Origin of the sequence: uncultured Brachybacterium sp. (assembly GCF_947500705.1) — a bacterium.
GTDB lineage: Bacteria > Actinomycetota > Actinomycetes > Actinomycetales > Dermabacteraceae > Brachybacterium.
Genome location: NZ_CANMSY010000004.1, coordinates 58,790 through 80,092, shown reverse-complemented (window position 1 = coordinate 80,092; position 21,303 = coordinate 58,790). Strand labels below are relative to the sequence as shown.

Here is a 21,303-nt window from a genome sequence, read left to right as displayed (position 1 = left end):
CGCCGAAGAAGGATGAGCCATGACCGCGCTGAACGCCTCCACCCTGTCCGAGATCGGTACTCGCGGCGACGTCGCGGTGCCCGGGTACTCACCGGATGAGCGCAGGATCGGCATCGTCCACTTCGGCGTCGGCGGCTTCCACCGCGCGCACCAGGCGATGTACCTCGACCGGCTGATGAACGCCGGCCGCGACCGTGACTGGGCGATCTGCGGCGTGGGCCTGCTGCCAGGTGATTCCCGCATGCGCGATGCCCTCACCTCGCAGGACGGCCTGTACACGCTGGTGACCAAGGCCCCCGACGGGACCCGCGATCCCCGCATCGTCGGCTCCATCGCGAAGTACCTCTTCGCCCCCGACGACCCCGAGGCCGTGCTCGCCCAGATGGCCGACCCGGCGGTGCGGATCGTCTCGCTGACCGTCACCGAGGGCGGGTACAACTACAACCCCTCCACGGGAGAGTTCCAGTACGGGACCGAGGCGGTCGCCGCGGACCTCTCCACCCGCTTCGACAGCGCAGGGGCCGCGGCCGCCGGGAGCGCGGGCGAGGACGGCGCCGGTGCGAACACCGCACACCGCGCCGGGCACCCGCGCACCATGTTCGGCTACGTGGTCGAGGCCCTGCGCCGCCGTCGCGAGGCTGGGGTGCCGCCGTTCACCGTGATGTCCTGCGACAACGTGCGCGGCAATGGTGACCTGGCGAAGCAGATGATCCTCGCCTACGCCCGCCGCCGCGACGAGAACGGACTGCATGGTGACGCCCCGATCGCCGACTGGCTCGAGTCCGAGGTGGCCTTCCCCAACTGCATGGTCGACCGCATCACCCCCGTCACCGCGCCCGAGGACATCTCGAGGATCGCCTCGGACTACGGCATCGAGGACGCCTGGCCCGTGGTCAGCGAGGACTTCGTGCAGTGGGTGCTCGAGGACCACTTCCCTGCCGGCCGCCCCGCCTATGAGGAGGCCGGGGTGCAGATGGTCGAGGATGTCGAGCCCTACGAGCTGATGAAGCTGCGCCTGCTGAACTGCTCCCACCAGGCCATCGCCTACTTCGGTCTGCTGCTCGGACTGACCTATGCCGATGAAGCCGCGGTCGATGAGCACCTCGCTCCGTTCACGAGGGTGCTGTACATGGACCACGAAGGTACGCCCGCGGTGCCCGAGGTGCCCGGCATCGACCTGGACGCCTACAAGGACGAGCTGATGGCCCGCTTCGCGAACCGCGAGGTCAAGGACACCCTGGCCCGTCTGGCCGCCGAGTCCTCGGACCGCATCCCCACCTGGCTGGTCCCCGTCATCCAGGAGAACCTCGCCGCCGGCAGGGACGTCTCCGCCTCCGCCGCGATCGTCGCCTCCTGGGCGCGCTACGCCGAGGGCACCGGCGAGAACGGTGAGCAGTGGCCCGTGGTGGATCGCCTCCACGACCGCGTGATGGCCGCCGCCGCCCGGCACGCCGTGGACCCGCTCGCCTTCCTCCGCGACGAGGAGCTGTTCGGCGACCTGGTCCAGCACGACGCCTTCACCACGCCCTACCTCCACGCTCTCGAGATGCTCCGCAGCCGCGGCGCCCGCGCTCTCCTCACGGAGCTCGTCGCCGGCTGAGGCTGAGGGTCACCTTCTGCGCCTCCCCCGACTCATGCCGGGACCCGCATCGGTCGCCCGCGGCGCAGAACTTCGTGAGGTGGGGGCGGGGTCAGCGGCGGCTCGGCGGGGCGAGTGAACGGCCGAGCCGTGCTCCGGCCCGCCCCGCCCAGTTGCTCTCGGGAGGCGCTGGCGCCCCCGCTTGGCTGAACGAGCGATGCAGGGCGGAGAGCAGTCGCGACGGCGCCTTGATATCCCGGCCGGTGAGCGTGCGAATGGTCCATCCCTCGGAAGCGAGCGAGTCCTTGCGGGCCTCGTCTTCGCGCCACTGATCTTTGCTGAGCCGGTGATAGTCGCCGTCGTACTCGACCGCGATCTTCAGTTCCGGGTAGGCGAGGTCGAGGTACCGCATCGTGGACGAGTCCGAGTCGCGCACCGGGTGATTGATGACCGGTTCGGGGAAGCCGGCGCGCATGAGCAGGAGCCGAGTTCGCGTCTCGCCGGGAGAGTCGGTGCCCGGGCGCGCAACGCGCAGCGCCTTCCGAAGAGCGGCGATTCCCCACAGCGAACCGTAGGTCTCGGCCGCGGCGATGATCCCGTCGAGAGTCGCACCCCGCACGTGCGGCTCCCGGGAGACCAGGGAATCGATCGCGATCACGAGGTCATCGTGCTCGAGCAGGCGGGCGAGCTCGAGGAGCACGATGTAGGGGTGGGACAGCTCGAGACCGCCGCAGGCGAACGCAGGGCGGGGAGACGTCCGGTGCACGGTCACGTACAGGCCGGCGGATCTCTGGTTTCCCGAGTCCACCCGGAGATGCAGCACCGGCGGTGCCTTCAAGGGCCTGGACGCCCTTGGTGGACCGAAGGAAGGGCCGGGGCCCTGGAGCGGGAGGCCGGACTCGAAGCGCTCGGTCCAGGCCGACGGTGTGTCGTGAACCTGTCCTCCCGCGAGTTCTCCCGCGAGGTGCGGGACGAGGGGCAGAGTGCTCGGCACGGTGAAGACGCCGCCATCCAGGTACGCGGCGCTGGTCAGAGCTCCGATCGCGCCATCTATCCAGCACGGAAGGGCGATTCCCATCAGCGACGCGGCGGTCGTATGGCTGATCACCGCACCTGGCACCACGCTCTGCTGGAGCACGCGACACATCGTGTTCACCGTGGCCGGAGCGGCCGTGGGCGTCGAGTAGCCGTGGAAGATCGTGGTCAGTGCGGGGCCCGCGAGCCGCTTCGAGGACACTCCGAGGGAACGCCACTCGGCGCGGGGTAGAAGGGCTCCTGGCGGGAGCGGTGTGGCTCGCATGGCGCCCGACAGTAGTGCTCGGCCGGTGCCGGCGCTGCGGGGCGACCCGCAGTGGGGACGACTCCGCACTGTGGAGGAACAGTGGCGACCGCGCGACGCCCGCCGCAACGGCACCCGCGTGTGCAGCGCCCGCGGGTGCCCCAGCCACGCCCTCGAGCTCACCCAGAGGCGCGCCCCAGTGCCGCCCACGGGCACGCCCTCGGGCCGCCCACGCGGCCCACGGCGCAGCGCGGCGATCTTTTGCGCGGCAGAGGACCGATCCGTCTGCTGACATGAGTCGCCTGGCGACAGAACGTGGCTGCTGCGCACCCGGGGCGCACCTGCTGCGCAGCCCGGGCGCACCCGGGCTGCACCCGAGTGAGGTGAGGGCCGTCCGGGAGGGGTGCAGGAGGGGATAGCGCATCCGGGGTGCTGGCTCCTCGCCCGCCACGCCCGGCGGGATGTTGTGCTGGTCACGGCGCTGAATCGCGCTGACCAGGGGGCCTGTCTCGGATGTCGAGGTCACTGTGGCCAGGACCAGGCATTTTCGTAGACTGGGTGGCGGCTGGTGCCCGGTTGCAGGGGTCCGGAGCCGTGCGGGGCGAGCGAGAGCAGCGCCCATCGGTACGGCGGTACGAGGGCATTCCTGCGGCACCGATCCAGCCTGAGGCCCGCACCACGGCAGGCCCACCGGTCCGCCCCACAGCGGTCCCACCCAGGGCCCGCCCCACGGCAGGCCCACCCACGGCCCGCCCACCAGCGGTCCCGCCCGGGCCCGCCCCACGGCAGGCTCGCCCGCACCACCCCGCTTGCACCACCCCGACTGCCGCCAACCGTGAAGGAACCTGCCCCATGAGCCTGGTCGTCCAGAAATTCGGAGGATCCTCCGTCGCTGACGCCGACTCGATCAAGCGTGTCGCGAAGCGCATCTCCCTCTATGCGAAGGCCGGCCACAAGGTGGTCGTCGTGGTCTCCGCGATGGGGGACACCACCGATGAGCTGATCGACCTTGCCGAGCAGGTGACCCCGAATCCACCGCCGCGTGAGATGGACATGCTGATCACAGCGGGGGAGCGGATCTCGATGGCAGTGCTGTCGATGGCGCTGAACAACGTGGACGTCACCGCCCGTGCCTACACCGGCTCGCAGGCCGGCCTGATCACCGACGGCGACCACGGCAGGGCGCAGATCCGCGACGTCACCCCGGGCCGGATCCAGGACGCCGTGGATGACGGCGCGGTCGCGATCGTCGCCGGCTTCCAGGGCGTCTCGCACGATTCCAAGGAGATCACCACGCTGGGCCGTGGCGGCTCGGACGTGACCGCAGTGGCGCTCGCCGCGGCGCTGGGTGCTGACGTGTGCGAGATCTACTCGGACGTGGACGGTGTGTTCTCCGCAGATCCGCGCATCGCGCCGTCGGCCCGCCGAGTGCCGCTGATCTCCAGCGAGGAGATGCTGGAGATGGCGGCCAACGGCTCGAAGATCCTGATGGCCCGCAGCGTCGAGTACGCGCGCCGCTACGGGGTGCCGCTGCATGTGCGCTCCTCGTACTCGGGCCGCGTGGGGACGATCGTCGCCGACGATCCCGAGCGCGAGATCCCCCTCGACCCCGACGTCACCCTCCGTACCGCGGATGTCGTTCGACGCGACGCCGCCGACCCGACCAAGGAGCTCCCCATGGACGACATCGCAGCAGACGGTTTCGCAGCCCCCGGCCTCGAGGCGCCGATCATCTCGGGCGTCGCGCACGACAGCAGCGAAGGCAAGATCACCGTGGTCGAGGTGCCGGACCTCCCCGGCCGCGCGGCGATGCTGTTCGACGTGGTCGCCAGCTCCGGCGCGAACATCGACATGATCGTGCAGAACTCCTCGACCGTGGATGACACGGTCGCGATCTCGCTGACGCTCCCGGAGGCCGACGCCCCCGCGGCGCTGAAGGCCATCGAGGAGGCGCGCGAGGCGATCGGCTACACCGAGGTCCGCTACAACGACCAGATCGGCAAGGTCAGCATCGTCGGCGCCGGGATGCGTTCGCACCCGGGCGTCTCGGCGCTGCTGTTCCGCTCGCTCGGCGAGGCCGGCATCAACATCGACATGATCTCCACCTCGGAGATCCGCATCTCCGTCGTCACCGAGCAGGCTCGGCTGAGCGACGCGGTGCGCGTGATCCACACGGCGTTCGGCCTCGACGCCGAGCAGACCGAGGCCGTGGTCTACGGAGGGACCGGACGATGAACACCAGCAGCAGCGACACCAGCACCAGCACTCCCGACTTCACCCTCACCCCCGGTTATGCGGCCGACGGGCCCGTCATCGGTGTGGTCGGCGCCACCGGGCAGGTGGGCCGTGTGATGCTCACCCTGCTCGCCGACCGGGCGGTCAAGCACTCCGCGATCAGGGTGTTCGCGTCGGCCCGCAGCGCCGGCAAAACCGTCCAGTACGCCGGCCATGAGCTGACCATCGAGAACGCCGAGACCGCGGACATCACCTCCGACGGCAACCGGCTCGACATCGCGATCTTCTCCGCGGGGGGCTCGACCTCCAAGGCCCTCGCCCCCCGGTACGCGGCCGCCGGCGCCACCGTGGTCGACAACTCCTCGGCCTACCGCCGTGATGACGAGGTGCCGCTGGTGGTCTCCGAGGTGAACCCCGAGGCGCTGGTGAACCCGCCGCGCGGGATCATCGCGAACCCGAACTGCACCACGATGGCCGCGATGCCCAGCCTGAAGGTCCTCCACGACGAGGCGGGCCTGGCCCGGCTGAAGGTCGCGACCTACCAGGCCGTCTCCGGCTCCGGGGTCGAGGGTGTCAAGGAACTTGCTGGTCAGGTCCGCAAGGGCGTCGATGATGTCGAGAAGCTCGCGATCGACGGCTCGGCCGTGGATCTTGGGCAGCCGAGCATCTACGCCAAGCCCATCGCGTTCAACGTGGTCGCGCTCGCCGGAAGCCTGGTGGACGACGGCTCCGGTGAGACCGACGAGGAGCAGAAGCTCCGCCACGAGTCCCGGAAGATCCTGGGGCTGCCGGAGCTGCCGGTCGCGGGAACCTGCGTGCGGGTGCCGGTGATGAGCGGTCATGCGCTGGCGATCCATGCCGAGTTCGACCGGCCGCTGTCGGCGGAGCGCGCTCGTGAGCTGCTCGCTGCGGCTCCTGGTGTGAACGTGGTCGAGCTGCCGAACCCGCTCGAGGCAGCCGGTCAGGATGGCACGTTCGTGGGCCGTATCCGCCAGGATCAGTCGGTGCCCGAGGGTAAGGGCCTCGTACTGTTCGCGGTGGCGGATAATCTCCGTAAGGGCGCTGCCCTGAACGCCATCCAGATCGCGGAGCTGATCGCTGCGCGCTGACATGATCAAGGAGAGACGTCGATGACCCTCGCTGCCACCAATGGCCCTCCCGGAATGGGCACCGGACCGGCACCACTTTCCGCCATGTTCTCCGACCGTGCAGGTGAGGAAGCTGCGGGCGGCGGATCCCTGAACCTCAGCATGGATCCGCTGGCCCGCGCCCTGCGCACCCTCGACACGATCGCCGCCACCGAGCTGGGCATCGGCGAGGAACTGCGCGCGGTGATCGACGCTCCGGTGATCGACGCTCCGGTGGGCACGCTCCCGCCGCGGACGCCTCTGAACGAGGAGACGGCCGACGCTCCGGGCGAGCCCTCGCGCGAGGCACCGGCGACGGGGTCCTCACGCCGTGAGGCGATCCTCGACAGCGCCTCGGCCCTGTTCGCCGAGCGCGGCTATCACGGGGCGAGCCTGCGGGACATCTCGCGACGGGTGGGCATCTCGCATCCGGGGATGCTGCACCACTTCTCCTCGAAGGAGGTGCTGCTCGGGGCCGTGATCGATCGTCTCGAGGCGAGCGCGCAGGGCCTGCTGGATTCGGCCGACGCACTGCAGACCTCTCCGCAGTCGCTGATCGCGGCGCTGTCCGGCCCCTGGGATCCTCGGCAGCACTCGATGGCGCTGCTGGCCACGCTGTCGGCAGAGATCGTGAACCCGGATCATCCGGGCCGCTTCCGCATCGCCCGGCTGCGCCTGGTGCATGAGCATGTGCTGGAGCAGGCGCTGACGGGTCTGGCGGAGCACGGCCATCTGGTCGACGGCGCGGATCCGAAGATGCTGGCGCGCACGATCGTCTCGCTGCTGCTGAGCCTCGCGGTGCGGGAGCACACCGTGCGCGAGCTGCAGAACCGGGCCGACGCGGACCCGATCCAGGACGTGCAGGCGTTCGTCCGCCGCTGGGTGGTCGGCTGACCCGCAGGCGCATCGGCCCAGCGGCACCGCTCTCCTGCCCGCGCCTGCGCCCTCCCGCCGGCGCCTGCCGCCCTCTCGCCCCGCTCCTGTCCAACTTCTGCGCCGCAGACGACTGGTGTGGCCACCCACACCGGTCTTGAGCGGCGCAGAAGTTCACGCTCCTGAGGGCAGGTCCGCGAGGGGTGACGCTGCTGCGGCAGGATGCTGAGCGGTAACAATCTCGCCGGGACGTCGCGGCGGGAAGGGACCGGTCGGTAGACTCCCAGGTTGTGATCTCCTGCGGAAGAAATCGATGAGGCCTGGCGCGACATCGGAGGACCCTGCCTCCGGTCCGGCAGACCCTCGGATTCCCGCGCCAGGGGCCGACTCCGCCGTGCGTGAGGGCGTCGCCCGGACGCAGGACGGTGCCGCCGCGCTGGTGCCGGGAGGCCGCCCCGAAGAGCGGGCCGCGGCCGACGGTCCAGAGCGCACCAGCCAGGCCGAACGGCGCCTGCGCCTGCAGGGACTGGCGGGGATGACCGTGCTCGGCAGCGACGGGAAGACCGTGGGCCGCGTGCGCGACATCTACCAGCAGGACTCCGGTGGGGAGCTCGCCGCGATCACCGTGATGCCGCGTCAGCTCAGCGCTCGCAGCGTCCTGATCCCGTCGGCCGCGATCGCCGCTCTGCCCGCCGAACGTCCGGCCGACGGCGCTGACCCGGCCGACGGCAAAGACCCCATCGACCCGTCCGGGCCCACTGTCGCCCGCCCCACTACCCCCGCCGACGGTGCCGAGGCCGCGGGCTCTCAGCCTGCGGACGTGGTGCGGTTGCGGATCGACACCGCCACCGCCACGTCCGGGCTGCGGCCTCCCGACACGGGTCATGCCACCCCGCAGATGCTGCGTGCGGCTGCGGAGGCCCTCGGGCTCGCCACCGATGACGCCGACGTCGACGCTCCTGCCACCCGAGGTGCCCGCAAGGCGGCCGAGGACGCATGAGACTGCTGCTGCTCACCCACTACTACGCCCCGGAGTTCGGGGCGCCGCAGCGCCGCTGGTCGGCGCTCGTGCAGCGGTTCATCGCCGCGGGTCACAGCGTCACCGTCGCCGCCCCTGTGCCTCACTACCCGAGCGGGCGCCCCACGCCCACACAGCGCAGGATGCATCGGGTGGGCGGTGTCGAGACCGGTCGGCACGGCGAGACGATCCTGCGCACCGCCTTCCTCCCGCACCGCGCGGACATCGCCTCCCGCACCGCTGATCACCTGATCGCGGCAGCGGATGCGCTGCGCCGGCTCCGGCACCGCTATTCCCGCCCCGGCACCCGCCCCGACGTCATCATCGCCACCGCCCCGGCCATCCCCACCCTGATGGTGGGGCGCACGCTCGCGTCGCTGTGGGGTGTGCCCCTGGTGGTCGAGATGCGGGATGCGTGGCCGGATCTGGTCACCCACGTCGGCCCCGTCGGCGCCCTCAGCCCGGAGGTGGCGCACACCGTGCATCGCAGCGCGCTGCGCCGCGCCCTGTCCTGGGCGGTGGCACTGGTCAAGGGCGAGGTGCATCATCAGGTGACCGGCTGGCAGAGCGGAGCTCGCGCCGTCGTCACCACCACCGGACGCTTCGCGGAGGTGCTGCAGGAGCGGGGCGTGGAGACGGTGCGGGTGGTGCGCAACGGCACCGACCTCTCCTCGGTCCGGCCGCAGCATGATCATCTGCCCGGGGATCATCCGGAGCTGCGCTGCCTGTATCTGGGGAACATGGGCCGCTCCCAGGGCCTGGATACGGTGGTCCGTGCGGCCGCGGCGCTGCACCAGCAGGGCGTGGACGTGCGGGTGCGGATGGTGGGCCATGGGGTCGAGGCGCCCACGCTCGCCGCGCTGGCCTATGAACTCGGCGCCCCGGTCGAGGTGATCCCCAGGATCCCGCACCGAGAGGTCGGTGCGCAGTACGCCTGGGCCGACACCGTGGTCGTGTCCCTGCGGGACTGGGCGCCGTTCGCCTGGACCGTCCCCTCGAAGCTCTACGAGATGCTCGCCACCGGCCGGCATATCACCGCGCTGCTGGATGGTGAGGCGGCCGACGTGGTCCGCGAGGCCGGTGCCGGCGATGTGCTCCCGCCGGAGGACGACGACGCACTCACCAACCTGTGGCGGGAGCTGGCCGCGGAGCGTTCGCGTGCCGGAGTCCGCGCGAGCGGCAGGGACTGGGTCGCCGAGCACGCCGACGACGACGTGCTCGCCCGCCGCTACCTCGAGATCCTCCACGGCGTTACCGGGGCCTGACCCCGTCCCACCTGCTTCGCGCCACCGGGCAGCACCAGGCACTCCCATGCCAGCGCGAGCGGACGGTGGCCGAAAAGGCCCATGGCCGCATACAGCGCCTCGGCCCCGGTGATGGTCGTGCGCGCGCCTCGATCGACGCCTCCTCGCCCTGCGAAAGCGGCCTACTCGCTCAGTGCCTCGCCACCGGGTACCTCACCGCTGAGCGCCGCGGCCCGGAACGCCGGCAGCACGACCTCGTCCCGCAGCGCGTGCCGCTGCTCCGCCGGGGCGAAGCCGTTCTCGAGCCCGGTGAGGACCACCTGCTCGAGGTCCTCGAGGCTCCAGCCGAAGGCCCGCGCGACCAGGGTCATCTCCCGCGACGTGCTGGTGCGGCTCATCAGGCGGTTGTCGCTGCTGAGGGCGAGGGCGAATCCGCGCGCGTGCAGAGGGCCGACGGCGTGGGAGCTGAGGTCTTCTGCGGCGCCGGTCTGCAGGTTCGAGCTGGGGCACACCTCGAGACAGATCTGCTCGCGGTGCACCCGCGCAGCGATCGGGCCGAGCTCCTCGCCGGTGATGTCCTCGAGCAGGCGCACGCCGTGGCCGATCCGCTCGGCGCCGCAGTCCATCGCGTCGGCGATCGAGGAGGGCGCGTCGGCCTCGCCGGTGTGGATCGTCACCCGCAGCCCGGCCGCTCGGGCGCGTTCGAACTGGGCCCGGAAGCGGGAGGCGGGGAATCCGGCCTCGGGGCCGGCGAGGTCCAGCCCCAATACCCCGGAGTCACGACGAGCCTCCGCGATCTCGACCAGATCGTCGGTGGGCTCGAGGTGGCGCAGGTAGCACAGCAGCTGGCCCACGACGATCCGCCGGCCGTCGTGTGCGGCGGCGGCGACCCCGTCGTCGAGCCCGTCCTGGACGGCCTGCACGGCCTCGTCGAGGGTGAGCCCGGCGCTGGTGTGCTGATGCGGTGCCCAGCGGGTCTCGGCGTAGACCACAGAATCGGCGACCATGTCCTCGACGAACTCGCGGGCGATGCGGCGCAGCTGCGGGGCCGTCTGCATCACCGCGAGGGTGCGGTCGAACGTGGAGAGATAGGCGGGCAGCGAGCCGGAATCGGCCGCGGCCTGGAACCAGTCGGCGACCGCCTGGGCCGACGGGGCAGCGGGCTCGCTGCCGGGCACCTCGAGGCCCAGCTCCCTGCTCAGCTCGAGCACGGTCTCGGGGCGCAGGCCGCCGTCGAGATGATCGTGGAGGGCGACCTTCGGCAGAGCGCCGATGAGAACGGGGGTGAGGTCCATCGAGGCAGGATACGCGGGAGTTCGCCGCGGGTCCGCGCCGTCGGAGTCTCCCTCGCGGCCGCCGTCGTGAGGGGCTCGATACCGAGGCGTTGCGGAGCCGCATCCCGCACACCGCTGACGCAGGAGGTGACGCACGTGAATTCTCGGCCCGGAACCAGTGACCGGGATCGCTCTCGCGACGTACTCGGAATTCCCTTGTGCGTGGAGTTCGCGGACGCGACGATTCCCGCGTTCCTCGATCGCGTCGGCAGATCCTCCTTCGAGAAAGGCTCGGGGCATGACGCATCCCGGCCAGGACGACACCGTTGCGCGTCAGGACTCCATGACCGACGAGAAGCTGCCCGGCGGTGGAGGCCCGCCCTCGGCGCAGACCCCGCCCGCACCGGATCTCGTGCTGGAACCAGGTGACGGCCCGGGTGCTGTCGAAGGGGCACCGTCGGAGATCGGGGGTGAGCCGTCCAGCACGCCGGCCGCACCCGAGGTCCCGGATCCGCCGCTCCTCGGGGGACCCTCACCGGTCCGCCGACTCCGCCTCCGCCCCCGGATCCGCCGTTTCTCGGAGGGGGCGCGCCGCTCTGGCTCCCCGTCGATCCCGAACTGCCGCCGGAAGACCCCGAAGTGCCGCCGGAGAATTCTGCCCCGCCCCCGACGGGGGAGTAGGAGCCCGGGGAAGAGGTCGAGACCCCGGCTCCCGGCTCGCCGGTCCGCAGTTCAGCCGGCGGTCGCCGCGCGGTGCTTCAATGCGAGCTCGACGTAGGTGCGGGCGTTCTGCCGCAGCGCCTCGAGGGCGTCCTCGTCGAGCTCCTTGCGCACCTTCGCGGGCACTCCCGCGGCCAGGGAGCCGGGCGGGATCTGCATTCCCTCGGTGACCACGGCGCCCGCGGCGACCAGGCTGCCCGCCCCGACCACAGCGCCGTTGAGCACCACGGCACCCATGCCGATCAGGGAGTCGTCCTCGACGGTGCATCCGTGCAGCACGGCGCGGTGGCCCACCGAGACCCCGGTGCCGACCACCACGGGAAAGCCCTCGTCGGTGTGGGCGACGCAGCCGTCCTGGATGTTGGAGCCCTCGCCGATGCTGATCGAGTCCATGTCCCCGCGCAGCACGGCGGTGTAGAACACGCTCGCGTTCTCGCCGAGGGTCACCTTCCCGATCAGGGTGGCGTTCGGGGCGACCCAGGCGGAGCCTGGTATCTGGGGCGCGGCGCCCTCGAAGTCGATGGTGGTCACAGCGGTACTCCTTCGTCCGATGGGTGAGGTTCTCAGGCACGACGGTACGTGCTCCCCGCCAGGCAGTGCATCGAACCGCCGCAGCACCGTCCGCCCGTCCGCCCGTCCGCCGAAGCACGGCCCGCGTCCCGCACGGGACGCGAGGGGGTTGGGCCAGATTTTGTGGCCCCGCGACCGATGCTCGCCTCACCATCGGTCGTGAGGCGACATTACCGCTCTGGGAGCAGGCGCAGGCGCAGGAGCGGGAACGGGAGCGGACGCGGGCGCAGGCGCGGGGCGCGACGCCCGCTCGGGGGTCAGGCGCCGCTCCCAGTGCGCGCCACAGGCTCGCCACGGCCTGGCCGCCGCCGATGCACATGGTCGCCAGGCCCAGCTCGCGGCCGTTCACGCGCAGGTTCTCGATGGTGCGGGCGGAGATGATCGCGCCGGTCGCACCGATCGGGTGGCCCCAGGCGATCGCTCCGCCGAGGGGGTTCACCAGCGCCGGATCCAGGTCCAGATCGCGCACGATCGGCACGGCCTGAGCGGCGAAGGCCTCGTTGAGCTCGATCCAGCCCAGATCCCTGCTCTGCAGGCTGTTGCGCTGCAGGATCTTCTCGATCGCGGGCTTCGGGGCGTAGCCCATGACCTTCGGGTCGATGCCCACCTTGGTGAAGTCCACCAGCTCCGCGAGCGGGGTCAGCCCGCGCTCCTCAGCCACCGAGGCGCGGGTGAGCACCATCGCGGCGCCGGCGTCGTTGATGCCGGAGGCGTTCCCGGCGGTGACGGTGCCGCCCTCGCGCTGGAACACGGTGCGCATCGCGGCGAGTGCCGAGAGGGTGACCTCGCGGGGGTGCTCGTCGGTGTCCACCACCGTCTCACCCCGTCGGCCGCTGATCGTCACCGGGGTGATCTCGGCGGCGACGGCTCCTGACGCCAGCGCCGCCTGGGCGCGGCGCTGGGATTCGAGCGCGTACTCGTCCTGCTCTGCGCGGGTGACGTGGTAGCGCGCGGCGACGTTCTCGGCGGTCACGCCCATGGGCACCTCGTCGAAGGGGTCGGTGATCAGCGCCGAGGTGCCGTCCATCAGCACCCGGTCGCCGAGGGAGTAGCCCTTCCGCGCGGAGTAGTCCAGGAACGGCTGGGCGGACATGTTCTCGGTGCCGCCGGCGACCACGATGTCGCTCTCGCCGATCATCAGCTCGGCGGCGCCGAGCGCGATGGCCTGCATGCCGGAGCCGCACAGCCGGTTCACGGTCATCGCACTGGAGGTGACCGCGGCGCCCGCCTCGATCGCGACCCGGCGGGAGATGTAGGCGTCCCGCCCGGTCGCGCCGACGCAGCCGATCACCCACTCGTCGACCTCGTCGGCCGCGACGCCGGCGCGCTGCAGGGCGGCCTTCGCGGCGGTCGCGCCGAGGACGTGGGCGGGCACGCCCGCGAGGGACTTCCCGAAGGAGCCGACGGGGGTGCGGGCATAGCCGAGGACGACGATCGGATCTTCGCTGGAGCGCATGGGGGTGCCTTCCGGTGGAGTGCGGGGGAGAGAGCCGACGGGTGCGTCGGCGAGGTGTGGTGGCAGGGTGCAGTGGCAGGGCACCGCGGGGCGCGCCGCCGGCGGGCCGGGCACCCGCCGGCGCGCCGCCGACGGGCCGGCTGCTCAGGCGGTGAGGGCGACGGTGAAGTCGGGCTCGGTGAGCGCGCGGACCTCGTCCTCGGTCACCTCGGGGGCGAGCTGGGTGAGCACGAGCCCGTGCTCGGTGACGTCGAAGACGGCGAGCTCGCTGATGATGCGGTTCACCACGCCCACGCCGGTCAGCGGCAGCGAGCACTCGTGGACGATCTTCGCCGAGCCGTCCTTGGCGGCGTGCTGCATCATCACGACCACCCGCCGCGCGCCGGCGACCAGGTCCATCGCGCCGCCCATGCCCTTGACGAGCTTGCCGGGGATCTGCCAGTTGGCGATGTCGCCGCTGCCGGTGACCTGCATGGCGCCGAGGATCGCGGTGCCCATCTTGCCGCCGCGGATCATGCCGAAGCTGGTCGCGGAGTCGAAGATCGTCGCGCCCTCCAGCAGGGTGATGGTCTGCTTGCCGGCGTTGATGAGGTCGGGATCCTCCTCGCCCTCATAGGGCCAGGGGCCCATGCCCATCACGCCGTTCTCGGACTGCAGGGTGATGTTCACGCCCGGGGGCAGGTTGTTGGCGACCAGGGTCGGCATGCCGATGCCGAGGTTCACGTAGTCGCCGTCGCGCAGCTCGGCGGCGGCGATGGCGGCCATCTCGTCACGGGTCCAGGCCATCTCAGGCCACCTCCTGCGTCTCGGTGCGGGGCGCCTCCGGGCGGGGGCGCACGGTGCGCTGTTCGATGTCCTTCTCGGCCGTGGCCTGCATCAGGTGATGCACGTACACGCCGGGGGTGTGGATGTCGTCGGGGTCGATCCCGCCGGGCTCCATGATGTGCTCGGCTTCGGCGAAGGTGACCTCCCCGCACATCGCGGCCATCGGGTTGAAGTTGCGGGCGGTGAGGCGGTAGCGGAGGTTGCCGTAGTGGTCCGCGGTGTGCGCGTGGACCAGCGCGAGGTCCGCGTTGATCGCGCGTTCGAGCACATAGGTGCGGCCGTCGAACTCGGCCGTCGGCTTGCCCTCGGCGATCGGGGTGCCGTAGCCGGTGGGGGTGTAGAAGGCGGGGATCCCGGAGCCGCCGGCGCGCATCCGCTCGGCGAGGGTGCCCTGGGGGACGAACTCCACGTCGAGCTGCCCGTCGATGTACTGCTGCATGAACAGCTTGTTCTCGCCGACATAGCTCGCGAGCACCTTGGTGATCTGCCCGTTCTCCAGCAGCAGTCCCAGGCCTTTGCCGTCCACGCCCAGGTTGTTCGAGGCGACGGTGAGGCCCGTGACCCCGCTGTCGCGCACGATCGTGATCAGATCGGTGGGAATCCCGCACAGGCCGAAGCCTCCCACCGCGATGGTCATGCCGTCGCGCAGCAGCTCCGTGAGCTGGGCGGCGGCGTCCTCCGAGACCTTGGACATCGCTGTCCCTCCTGTCGGCTGGTATCAGCCCTCGCGGCCACCGGCGGCGATGCCGGGCAGCGGAAGGGCAGGGTGACCTCGAGCCTAGACCCGGCAGGGTGAGCTGCGCCTCGGATCTGGGGACAGCGTCGGCCGACGGGAGTTGTGCAGATCTTCCACCCCCGGTCGCCGAGGAGCTGACGCCGCAGGAGCGAGCGGTGATCGGCCGATTCCTGAACCGCCTCGCCCGCTCCCGGGAGCAGATCACCGAACGCGAGGCGGGGTCGTGAGGAGGAGTCGTGAGTAGGCGTCCGGGGTCTCAGCTGGGCCCGTCGTCCGCGCGGTCCTGAGGCGGGCGGGGCTCCGGGCCGGCGTCACCTTCGGGTGCGGGCCGTCCGACGTCGCCGGGGCTCGGCCGTCGCTGTCGAGAGAGCCGCATGAGCTGGTACTTCACGAGCTGGGAGGCGGTGGAGCGGGGGCGCGGATCCAAGGGGTCCTTGCCGAGGACGGGGTCGTCCCCGCCCTGGTATCCGTCTGTCCAGATCCGGATCAGGGTCCAGGCCAGCGCCGTGTAGGGGACCGCCAGGATCGCACCCACGATCCCGCCGACGATCGTGCCGATAGCGAGGGCCAGGAGCACGATCAGTGGATGCAGCCGCAGCGTGCGCCCCATGACGACGGGCTGGAGCAGATTGCTCTCGACCTGATTGACCCCGACCACGATCGCGATGACGATGACGGCGTCGATCGGGCCGTTGAGCACCAGGGTGACGACGGCGGCCAGGACGCCGGCGACGGTGGCGCCGAGCACGGGGATGAATGCGCCGATGAAGACGATCACCGCCAGGGGAACCGCCAACGGCACGCCGAGCACCGCCAAGCCGACCCCGATCAGCACCGCATCGACGAGGGCGACGGTGGCGGTGCCCCGCACATAGCCGCCGAGGACGGCGGAGGAGCGGTCGATGGATTCGGCGAGCTTGGCCCGGGTCTCGCCGCGGAACCAGCGCAGGGCGAAGTTCGCGATCCGGTTCCCGTCCTTGAGGAAGAAGAACAGCAGCACGGCGATCAGCACCAGGCCGGTGAGGACCTCGGTCGCGGCCGAGACACCGGTGAGGGTGCTGCTGGCGAGGGCCTCGCTGGAGAGGCGCTCCGTGACCCCCTGGGTGACCGAGCTCAGGAGGGAGTCGTCGATCGGCAGGGGACCGGACAGGAGCCAGGCCCGCAGCTCCTCCGTGCTGTTCGCGGTCGAGCTCACCAGGGTGTCCCACTCGGCACGGAACGCGAGGACCACACCGCCGAGCACCGCGGCGGCCACGACCACGATGCCCAGGAAGGACACGGCGGTGGCGGCCAGCGGGGGCCAGCCCTTGGCCAGCAGCCAGCGCACCAGTGGGGCGACCGCGGTGGCGAGGATCCATGCCACGAGGACGGCGACGACCACCACCATGACCCGGCGGAGGAGCCAGGCGGCGCCGACGACGACCGCGGCGATCAGCAGGACCTGTGCGCAACGAGCACCGGCCCGACCGAGCGGTCCGGACCACGGGGACGGGGCTCTCTCGGTTGCGGCAGGCGGGAAGCGGGTGGTCATGTCTTCGCTCCTCATGGTGCTGACGGTGCCGGGAGCGCTCGCGGCGGGCGGCGTGGGACACCGCTCACTCTAGGACCGGGGAGCACCCTGCGCAGCGGTGTGCTGTCGGTGCCGACAGGATCTGGGAGGCTGTGGTCCATGGATCATGCACAGAACCGGCCGTCGGCGCCGGTCTCCGCGAGCGGCGCGCGGTATCTGGACATCGCGTGGCTGAGCGCGGCGAGGGGCGTGGTCGCCGGCGCGCTGGGCTCGAGCTTCGACAAGGGCACCGATATGCGCAGCCTCACCCACGGCCAGCGCGAGCGGCAGCGCGTGTACACCGAGGAGGAGGAGAAGTGACGGAACCGGTACCGCCCCGCGTCCCAGCTCGCACGCTCTGGGTGGGCTGTGGACGTCTCGGCCGACGTGCCGGCGCAGCGCTCGTCGACGGCGGTGGCGAGGTGCTCGCGCTCCGCCGCGATCCCCACGCCGTGCCGCGCGGCTTCCGCCCTGTCGCCGCGGACCTGTCCGCGCCTCTGGAGGAGTCCCTGCCCGCGTGCGACGCGATGGTGATCACGCTGCCTCCGCCGGAGGGGGCCGACGGGTACGAGACACCGCTGCGCCATCTGGCGGCCGCGCTGCCCCATCGGCCGGCGCGCACGGTGTTCGTCTCCTCCACCCGGGTGTTCGAGGGATATGCGCAGCAGGCCGATCCCGCTCCTGTGCTCACCGAGGAGGACTCCCCGCAGCCGCTCACGGCCCGGGCCCGGAGCCTCCTGCGGGGAGAGCAGGTCGCCGCGGAGCTCTTCGGCGCGATCGTGGTGCGACCGGCCGGGATCTACGGCCCGGGACGGGATCGGCTGCTGCGCACGGTGCGCGAGGGACGCCCCGTCGCGCACCGCCGACGCACGAACCGTATCCATGAAGAGGATCTCGCGCGAGTGCTCCTCACCCTGCTGGTGCATCCGGATCCGCCTCCGCTCCTGCACGCCGTCGACGGTGCGCCGGTGCGTCTCGGGGAGGTGGTCACCCACCTCGCGGGCCGACTCGCGCTGCCCGTCCCGCCCGCCGAGGAGCCGGACCCCGGCCACGGCACGGTGCTGGACGGGTCACGGATGGCCGCTCTCCTCGGTGCGCTCGTGCACCCGGATTTCCGCTCCGGCTATGACGCGATGCTCGACGGGCCGGCGCGCTGAGCCCCCTTGCCCCGCGTCGTGTCAGTCGGGCACGTCCGCTCCGAGGGGGGCGGGGTCGCCCAGGAACGTGCGAGCGAGCATGCACAGGTCCCGCTGGGAGGCATCTGCCTCGTGGTGGGCCTGCAAGGTGCCCACGGTCCGCTCCCGCACGGCATGACGCAGGATCAACGAGAGCATCGCCCGCGCGGCGAAGCCGGGAGCGATGTCCTCCCTCAGCGCTCCCTGTGCGGCGAGCGCCGCGAAGCAATGGGTGAGGATGTGCTCGTGGACCCGGCGGAGCCGGGCCATGCGGAATCTGCCCGGGTGACCCTCGCTGACCGCCTCGGCATCCAGCGTCGCCATCAATCGGATCTCGGGCGAGGTGGGGTCCCAGCTCTCGACCAGAGCCTGTTGCAATGCCTGCAGGTCGGTGCAGAACCCGTCCTTGTGATCGAGAGCCTCCTGAGCATGGGCCTCCAGGCGGTCGATCACCCCGCCGAGCAGGGCCTCCTTCGAGTCGAAGTGATGGAAGATGCCGGAATGGGAGACGCCGACCCGGCGCGAGATGTCGCGCATGCTCGCCCCGTAGTACCCGTACTCGCTGAACATCTCCGCGGCGCCGTCGAGGATCCGTTCGCGACGGCTGCCGTGGGGCGCGGGGTGGAGGAGCGAGCGCTCCGGCGCGGCATCGACCCGCTGCGAGGGGCTCGTGGGAGCCGCGACAGACATCATGACGCCTCCCCGGCATCGGCGCCGACCAGCATCGGGCACGCGGGCATCGGGTCGGGGGAGAGGATCCGCACTTGGCGATGGAAGGGATCGATGTCGTCGATCGTCATCCGCAGGAGAGCGACGGCGGACTCGTCGCAGTGCCGGGTGTTCTGCAGGTCCAGGACGACGGGTGCACGGGGGTCGAGCTGGCGGGCTCGCCTCAGGATGGCATGCAGGGCGGTCTGGCTCTGGTCGGTGACGCACCCCTCGACGGCGATGCGGATCTCGTTCTGGTCGACGTCGGCACGAACGATGACAGACAGGGTGTGTCCCATGGGAGCGGGTCCTTCGCACAGTGGAGCTCCGAGCGGCCACTGGCTGGACCTGCGATAAGTCTACGACTCCGCTCTCCTCGTGGCAACACGTTCCTTCTCGTCGCGACGCGTTCAGGAGTCCTGAAGGCGCGGCGATCGGACGTGTGGTCTATCTGATCTGCGCGTCGTGGATGAGGCCGGCGGCGACGGTGGACAGGGTCTGCCGTCGCTCCGCGGCGAGCTGCTGCAGCTGCTCGTAGGCGACGTCCGCAGGGATGCTCCGCTGGTAGGCCAGGAGTCCCTTGGCCTGCTCGATGACAGACCTCCCCTGCAGGACGTCGCGGAGGCGAGAGGAGATCTGATCGCTGTCCAGGTCCAGTCGACGCACCAGCAGCATCCCGATCAGATTGGCGAATGCCTGCCCCAGCGTCGTGTCGGGATGGTCGCTCTCCGGAGAGCTGCCGAAGACGTTCAGCGCGCCGAGGGTGGTGTCGTTCCACCGGATCGGAAAGGCATGGACCGCGTCGAAGCCAGCCCTCACGATCGCGTCCCCGACGGTCCCCCAGCGGGCTCGGATCTGTGCGGCGCCGATCACCGTGACCGCGGTGCCGGTGGCGATGCACTCCGGGCAGGGTCCCGTCTCCCTCTGGAGCTGGAACAGCTCGAGCTGGGCGGTGTGGTGGGAGGTGGCGGCCAGGAGATCCAGCACTCCGGGTCGCGAGGCCACCAGCACCCCTGCGCCGGCGGCGGGCAGGAGATCATGGCAATCGTTCATCAGCTGCGCGAGGGTGTCGTGCACGTCGCGCTGCCCGTTGACCGAGCCGGTCGCCTCGGCCAGTGCCTCGACAGCTGTTCTGCGACTCATGTCAGATCTCCTCTGTGCTCCGGGTCGGTGCGGAAATCCCGGCGGTACTCGAGGATCTCGATCGCCATCTGCCCCAGATCCAGGCCGTCGCTGAAGGCGGCGGCCCGCATGAGCGCGACGGCATCATCGGGGCCGATCCCGAGCTGTGCGATCACCATACCGGTGGCCTGGCTGATCCGGTCCGGCTCGTGCCAGTCCAGCCCCGTGTCCGCGTCGAGGCCGGAGGAGACGATCGCGGCACCGATCATGTCGGCCAGCAGCGACGCCTCCTCGAGCGAGGGCCGCCATGCGGTGCCGTCGGGCCGACGGTAGACGCTGGCCACACCGATGCTGCCGGGTTCCGGGTGGAGGGGGAAGGCGTACATGACGACAGCGCCGATAGCGTCGGCGACCGTGGCGGAGAGCATCGGCCATCTGCTGGTGCCTGGGCTGGAGCCCAGCTCCGCTGCGACCACGTGCCCAGCGCCGGCGGCGTCGGAGACCGGCCCTTCCCCGATGACCTCCTGCAGGTTCTCCAGCCGCGCCGCCGTGTCATCGGTGGTGCACAGCGTCACCCGGTGGAGTTCGTTCGGGGCCAGGGTCAGGGTGCCACCCGTCCCTTCGGTGGCTTCGACGAAGGCGCGACACATCCTCAGCAGCAGCGGCTCAGGCGGCTCATCGCCACGGGAGGAGTCGGGAGAGGACAGCGCCCGAGTCAGCAGCGTCATCATCCGGGCCCGCATCAGACGGCCCGAGTCATCGGCCCTGCTCGGCCCGTCTGCGGAATTCCGTGGCTCCATGGCAGTCCCACAGTACTCCTCCCCCCCGCTGGAGCACGAACCTCACGACCCCGGGAAGCGGCCTCTGCCTGCCTGCCCGGCGGTGGCCCGGCCTCGCGCTGCGCGGGTCCGCGAGGAGCTCTGCGCAAGCCTGGGAGGAGCACGGCGGGCTCCTCACCCGCTCGCTATGATGCAGCCGCGAGGAACGCCCGGGGCAGAGGAACGTCCCGATGCACGAGCCGCGGTGGCCGGTGCTCCACCTCGCAGAGGTCCGCACGGTCAGGGAGAGACGAGGAGGACATGACGGTGACTTCCGCCGACCAGTCCCCGGCGAGCAGCATTGCGCGGATCGCGCAGGAGCTGCTGTCCGACTCCATCGAGAAGATCACTCCGGCGCGAGTGGTGCGACTGGCCGTCGAGCATGTGCCCGGGTGCTCCCTGGCCGGGATCACGGTGAGGGCACGTGGTGGCGACGTCGAGACGCCGGCGGCGACGGAGCCCCTTGCCGAGACTCTCGACCGGTGGCAGTACGAGGCGGACGACGGGCCGTGTGTGAACACGCTGGATGACGGCGCAGTGCGTCAGTCCGACGATCTTGCCACCGAGACCCGGTGGCCCGCATGGTCGCCACGTGCGGCTGCGGCCGGTATCGCCTCGGTGCTCAGCATCCGGCTCGCGACACCCGAGCGGGTGCTGGGAAGCCTGAACCTGTACAGCCGGCACCGCGCGGCGTTCGACGACGATTCCGTGGACATCGGCGCCGTCTACGCGCGCATCGCCTCCGAGGTGCTCTTCGCGGCGGAGGAGACCTCCGGGCTGCGGGCGGCCCTGGAGAGCCGCAACACGATCGGCATCGCCCAGGGGCTGCTGATGAGCCGTTACGGTCTGACCCGCAACCAGTCCTTCGAGGTCCTGCGCCGCCTCTCGCAGGAGCGCAACATCAGGCTCCGCGACCTCGCCGCGGAGATGGTCGATCAGGGCGGATCCTTCGCGAGCGAAGGGAGCTGACGGAGGACCCGAGGCTGAGGGAGGAG

At 71.1% G+C, this 21,303-nt stretch carries 20 protein-coding genes and 1 pseudogene; 9 read left to right on the top strand and 12 right to left on the bottom strand.

The genetic code is table 11. The features are described from left to right. Positions 1-19: 19 nt before the first annotated feature. The gene (locus tag Q0937_RS09105) at positions 20-1,600 is read left to right on the top strand and encodes a mannitol dehydrogenase family protein (RefSeq protein WP_299302701.1); all 1,581 of its coding nucleotides are present in this window, start codon (positions 20-22) and stop codon (positions 1,598-1,600) included. Between the two features lie 91 nt (positions 1,601-1,691). Here Q0937_RS09105 and Q0937_RS09100 read toward each other — a convergent pair whose 3' ends face one another. Next, complete coding sequence (locus Q0937_RS09100; RefSeq protein WP_299302698.1) at positions 1,692-2,879, bottom strand: hypothetical protein; 1,188 nt, start codon at positions 2,877-2,879, stop codon at positions 1,692-1,694. An 831-nt stretch (positions 2,880-3,710) separates the two neighbouring features. Here Q0937_RS09100 and Q0937_RS09095 point away from each other — a divergent pair. The 5 genes from Q0937_RS09095 (at position 3,711) to Q0937_RS09075 (ending at position 9,376) form a co-directional block, all read left to right on the top strand. Continuing rightward, a complete protein-coding gene (locus Q0937_RS09095; protein WP_299302695.1) occupies positions 3,711-5,093 on the top strand; it encodes an aspartate kinase in 1,383 nt (460 codons plus the stop codon). Continuing rightward, complete coding sequence (locus Q0937_RS09090) at positions 5,090-6,202, top strand: aspartate-semialdehyde dehydrogenase (protein ID WP_299302692.1); 1,113 nt, start codon at positions 5,090-5,092, stop codon at positions 6,200-6,202. Before Q0937_RS09095 ends, Q0937_RS09090 begins: the two co-directional genes overlap by 4 nt. 21 nt (positions 6,203-6,223) lie before the next feature. Further along, a complete protein-coding gene (locus Q0937_RS09085; RefSeq protein WP_299302689.1) occupies positions 6,224-7,114 on the top strand; it encodes a TetR/AcrR family transcriptional regulator in 891 nt (296 codons plus the stop codon). A 373-nt stretch (positions 7,115-7,487) separates the two neighbouring features. Next, on the top strand, positions 7,488-8,093 hold the full coding sequence (locus Q0937_RS09080; RefSeq protein ID WP_299302686.1) for a PRC-barrel domain-containing protein: 606 nt from the start codon (positions 7,488-7,490) through the stop codon (positions 8,091-8,093). Beyond that, the gene (locus tag Q0937_RS09075; protein WP_299302683.1) at positions 8,090-9,376 is read left to right on the top strand and encodes a glycosyltransferase family 4 protein; all 1,287 of its coding nucleotides are present in this window, start codon (positions 8,090-8,092) and stop codon (positions 9,374-9,376) included. Before Q0937_RS09080 ends, Q0937_RS09075 begins: the two co-directional genes overlap by 4 nt. Here Q0937_RS09075 and Q0937_RS18015 read toward each other — a convergent pair. From Q0937_RS18015 to Q0937_RS09045, 7 genes and pseudogenes are all read right to left on the bottom strand, one after another. Continuing rightward, positions 9,340-9,489, bottom strand: a complete 150-nt coding sequence (locus Q0937_RS18015) for a KUP/HAK/KT family potassium transporter (RefSeq protein WP_363323221.1) — start codon at positions 9,487-9,489, stop codon at positions 9,340-9,342. The genes Q0937_RS09075 and Q0937_RS18015 overlap by 37 nt on opposite strands. A gap of 48 nt (positions 9,490-9,537) precedes the next feature. Continuing rightward, positions 9,538-10,650, bottom strand: a complete 1,113-nt coding sequence (locus Q0937_RS09070) for an adenosine deaminase (protein WP_299302680.1) — start codon at positions 10,648-10,650, stop codon at positions 9,538-9,540. Between the two features lie 711 nt (positions 10,651-11,361). Next, on the bottom strand, positions 11,362-11,880 hold the full coding sequence (locus Q0937_RS09065) for a gamma carbonic anhydrase family protein (protein WP_299302677.1): 519 nt from the start codon (positions 11,878-11,880) through the stop codon (positions 11,362-11,364). A gap of 379 nt (positions 11,881-12,259) precedes the next feature. Beyond that, positions 12,260-13,375: pseudogene (locus Q0937_RS09060) on the bottom strand (thiolase family protein); the annotation flags it as partial. Between the two features lie 144 nt (positions 13,376-13,519). Then, positions 13,520-14,161, bottom strand: coding sequence for a CoA transferase subunit B (locus Q0937_RS09055; protein ID WP_299302675.1), 642 nt, complete (start codon positions 14,159-14,161; stop codon positions 13,520-13,522). Between the two features lies 1 nt (position 14,162). Further along, positions 14,163-14,894, bottom strand: coding sequence for a CoA transferase subunit A (locus tag Q0937_RS09050; RefSeq protein WP_299302672.1), 732 nt, complete (start codon positions 14,892-14,894; stop codon positions 14,163-14,165). Between the two features lie 298 nt (positions 14,895-15,192). Then, complete coding sequence (locus tag Q0937_RS09045) at positions 15,193-16,467, bottom strand: AI-2E family transporter (protein ID WP_299302669.1); 1,275 nt, start codon at positions 16,465-16,467, stop codon at positions 15,193-15,195. A 138-nt stretch (positions 16,468-16,605) separates the two neighbouring features. Between Q0937_RS09045 and Q0937_RS09040 the strand changes: the two genes are divergently transcribed. Continuing rightward, entirely contained in the window at positions 16,606-16,806 is a 201-nt protein-coding gene (locus Q0937_RS09040) for a hypothetical protein (protein ID WP_299303204.1), read from the top strand. Continuing rightward, the gene (locus Q0937_RS09035) at positions 16,803-17,642 is read left to right on the top strand and encodes a sugar nucleotide-binding protein (protein ID WP_299302666.1); all 840 of its coding nucleotides are present in this window, start codon (positions 16,803-16,805) and stop codon (positions 17,640-17,642) included. Before Q0937_RS09040 ends, Q0937_RS09035 begins: the two co-directional genes overlap by 4 nt. 21 nt (positions 17,643-17,663) lie before the next feature. Here the strand turns inward: Q0937_RS09035 and Q0937_RS09030 are convergent, their stop codons facing one another. The 4 genes from Q0937_RS09030 to Q0937_RS09015 form a co-directional block, all read right to left on the bottom strand. Continuing rightward, positions 17,664-18,353, bottom strand: coding sequence for a TetR/AcrR family transcriptional regulator (locus tag Q0937_RS09030; protein WP_299302663.1), 690 nt, complete (start codon positions 18,351-18,353; stop codon positions 17,664-17,666). Continuing rightward, positions 18,350-18,667: a hypothetical protein gene (locus Q0937_RS09025; protein ID WP_299302661.1), complete on the bottom strand. Its 318-nt coding sequence runs from the start codon at positions 18,665-18,667 to the stop codon at positions 18,350-18,352. Before Q0937_RS09025 ends, Q0937_RS09030 begins: the two co-directional genes overlap by 4 nt. A gap of 148 nt (positions 18,668-18,815) precedes the next feature. Next, on the bottom strand, positions 18,816-19,511 hold the full coding sequence (locus Q0937_RS09020) for a GAF and ANTAR domain-containing protein (RefSeq protein WP_299302658.1): 696 nt from the start codon (positions 19,509-19,511) through the stop codon (positions 18,816-18,818). Beyond that, positions 19,508-20,290, bottom strand: coding sequence for an ANTAR domain-containing protein (locus tag Q0937_RS09015; protein ID WP_299302655.1), 783 nt, complete (start codon positions 20,288-20,290; stop codon positions 19,508-19,510). The genes Q0937_RS09020 and Q0937_RS09015 overlap by 4 nt, the downstream gene beginning before the upstream one ends. A 279-nt stretch (positions 20,291-20,569) precedes the next feature. Between Q0937_RS09015 and Q0937_RS09010 the strand changes: the two genes are divergently transcribed. Further along, on the top strand, positions 20,570-21,277 hold the full coding sequence (locus Q0937_RS09010) for a GAF and ANTAR domain-containing protein (protein ID WP_299302652.1): 708 nt from the start codon (positions 20,570-20,572) through the stop codon (positions 21,275-21,277). The last annotated feature ends 26 nt before the right edge of the window (positions 21,278-21,303 follow it).

Excerpts from the sequence above, each read along its gene's own strand:
- Q0937_RS09105 (WP_299302701.1), top strand. The coding sequence starts at position 20 with ATGACCGCGCTGAACGCCTCCACCCTGTCCGAGATCGGTACTCGCGGC.
- Q0937_RS09100 (WP_299302698.1), bottom strand. The coding sequence starts at position 2,879 with ATGCGAGCCACACCGCTCCCGCCAGGAGCCCTTCTACCCCGCGCCGAG.
- Q0937_RS09095 (WP_299302695.1), top strand. The coding sequence starts at position 3,711 with ATGAGCCTGGTCGTCCAGAAATTCGGAGGATCCTCCGTCGCTGACGCC.
- Q0937_RS09090 (WP_299302692.1), top strand. The coding sequence starts at position 5,090 with ATGAACACCAGCAGCAGCGACACCAGCACCAGCACTCCCGACTTCACC.
- Q0937_RS09085 (WP_299302689.1), top strand. The coding sequence starts at position 6,224 with ATGACCCTCGCTGCCACCAATGGCCCTCCCGGAATGGGCACCGGACCG.
- Q0937_RS09075 (WP_299302683.1), top strand. The coding sequence starts at position 8,090 with ATGAGACTGCTGCTGCTCACCCACTACTACGCCCCGGAGTTCGGGGCG.
- Q0937_RS09070 (WP_299302680.1), bottom strand. The coding sequence starts at position 10,650 with ATGGACCTCACCCCCGTTCTCATCGGCGCTCTGCCGAAGGTCGCCCTC.
- Q0937_RS09055 (WP_299302675.1), bottom strand. The coding sequence starts at position 14,161 with ATGGCCTGGACCCGTGACGAGATGGCCGCCATCGCCGCCGCCGAGCTG.
- Q0937_RS09050 (WP_299302672.1), bottom strand. The coding sequence starts at position 14,894 with ATGTCCAAGGTCTCGGAGGACGCCGCCGCCCAGCTCACGGAGCTGCTG.
- Q0937_RS09045 (WP_299302669.1), bottom strand. The coding sequence starts at position 16,467 with ATGACCACCCGCTTCCCGCCTGCCGCAACCGAGAGAGCCCCGTCCCCG.
- Q0937_RS09040 (WP_299303204.1), top strand. The coding sequence starts at position 16,606 with ATGGATCATGCACAGAACCGGCCGTCGGCGCCGGTCTCCGCGAGCGGC.
- Q0937_RS09030 (WP_299302663.1), bottom strand. The coding sequence starts at position 18,353 with ATGATGTCTGTCGCGGCTCCCACGAGCCCCTCGCAGCGGGTCGATGCC.
- Q0937_RS09025 (WP_299302661.1), bottom strand. The coding sequence starts at position 18,667 with ATGGGACACACCCTGTCTGTCATCGTTCGTGCCGACGTCGACCAGAAC.
- Q0937_RS09020 (WP_299302658.1), bottom strand. The coding sequence starts at position 19,511 with ATGAGTCGCAGAACAGCTGTCGAGGCACTGGCCGAGGCGACCGGCTCG.
- Q0937_RS09015 (WP_299302655.1), bottom strand. The coding sequence starts at position 20,290 with ATGGAGCCACGGAATTCCGCAGACGGGCCGAGCAGGGCCGATGACTCG.
- Q0937_RS09010 (WP_299302652.1), top strand. The coding sequence starts at position 20,570 with ATGACGGTGACTTCCGCCGACCAGTCCCCGGCGAGCAGCATTGCGCGG.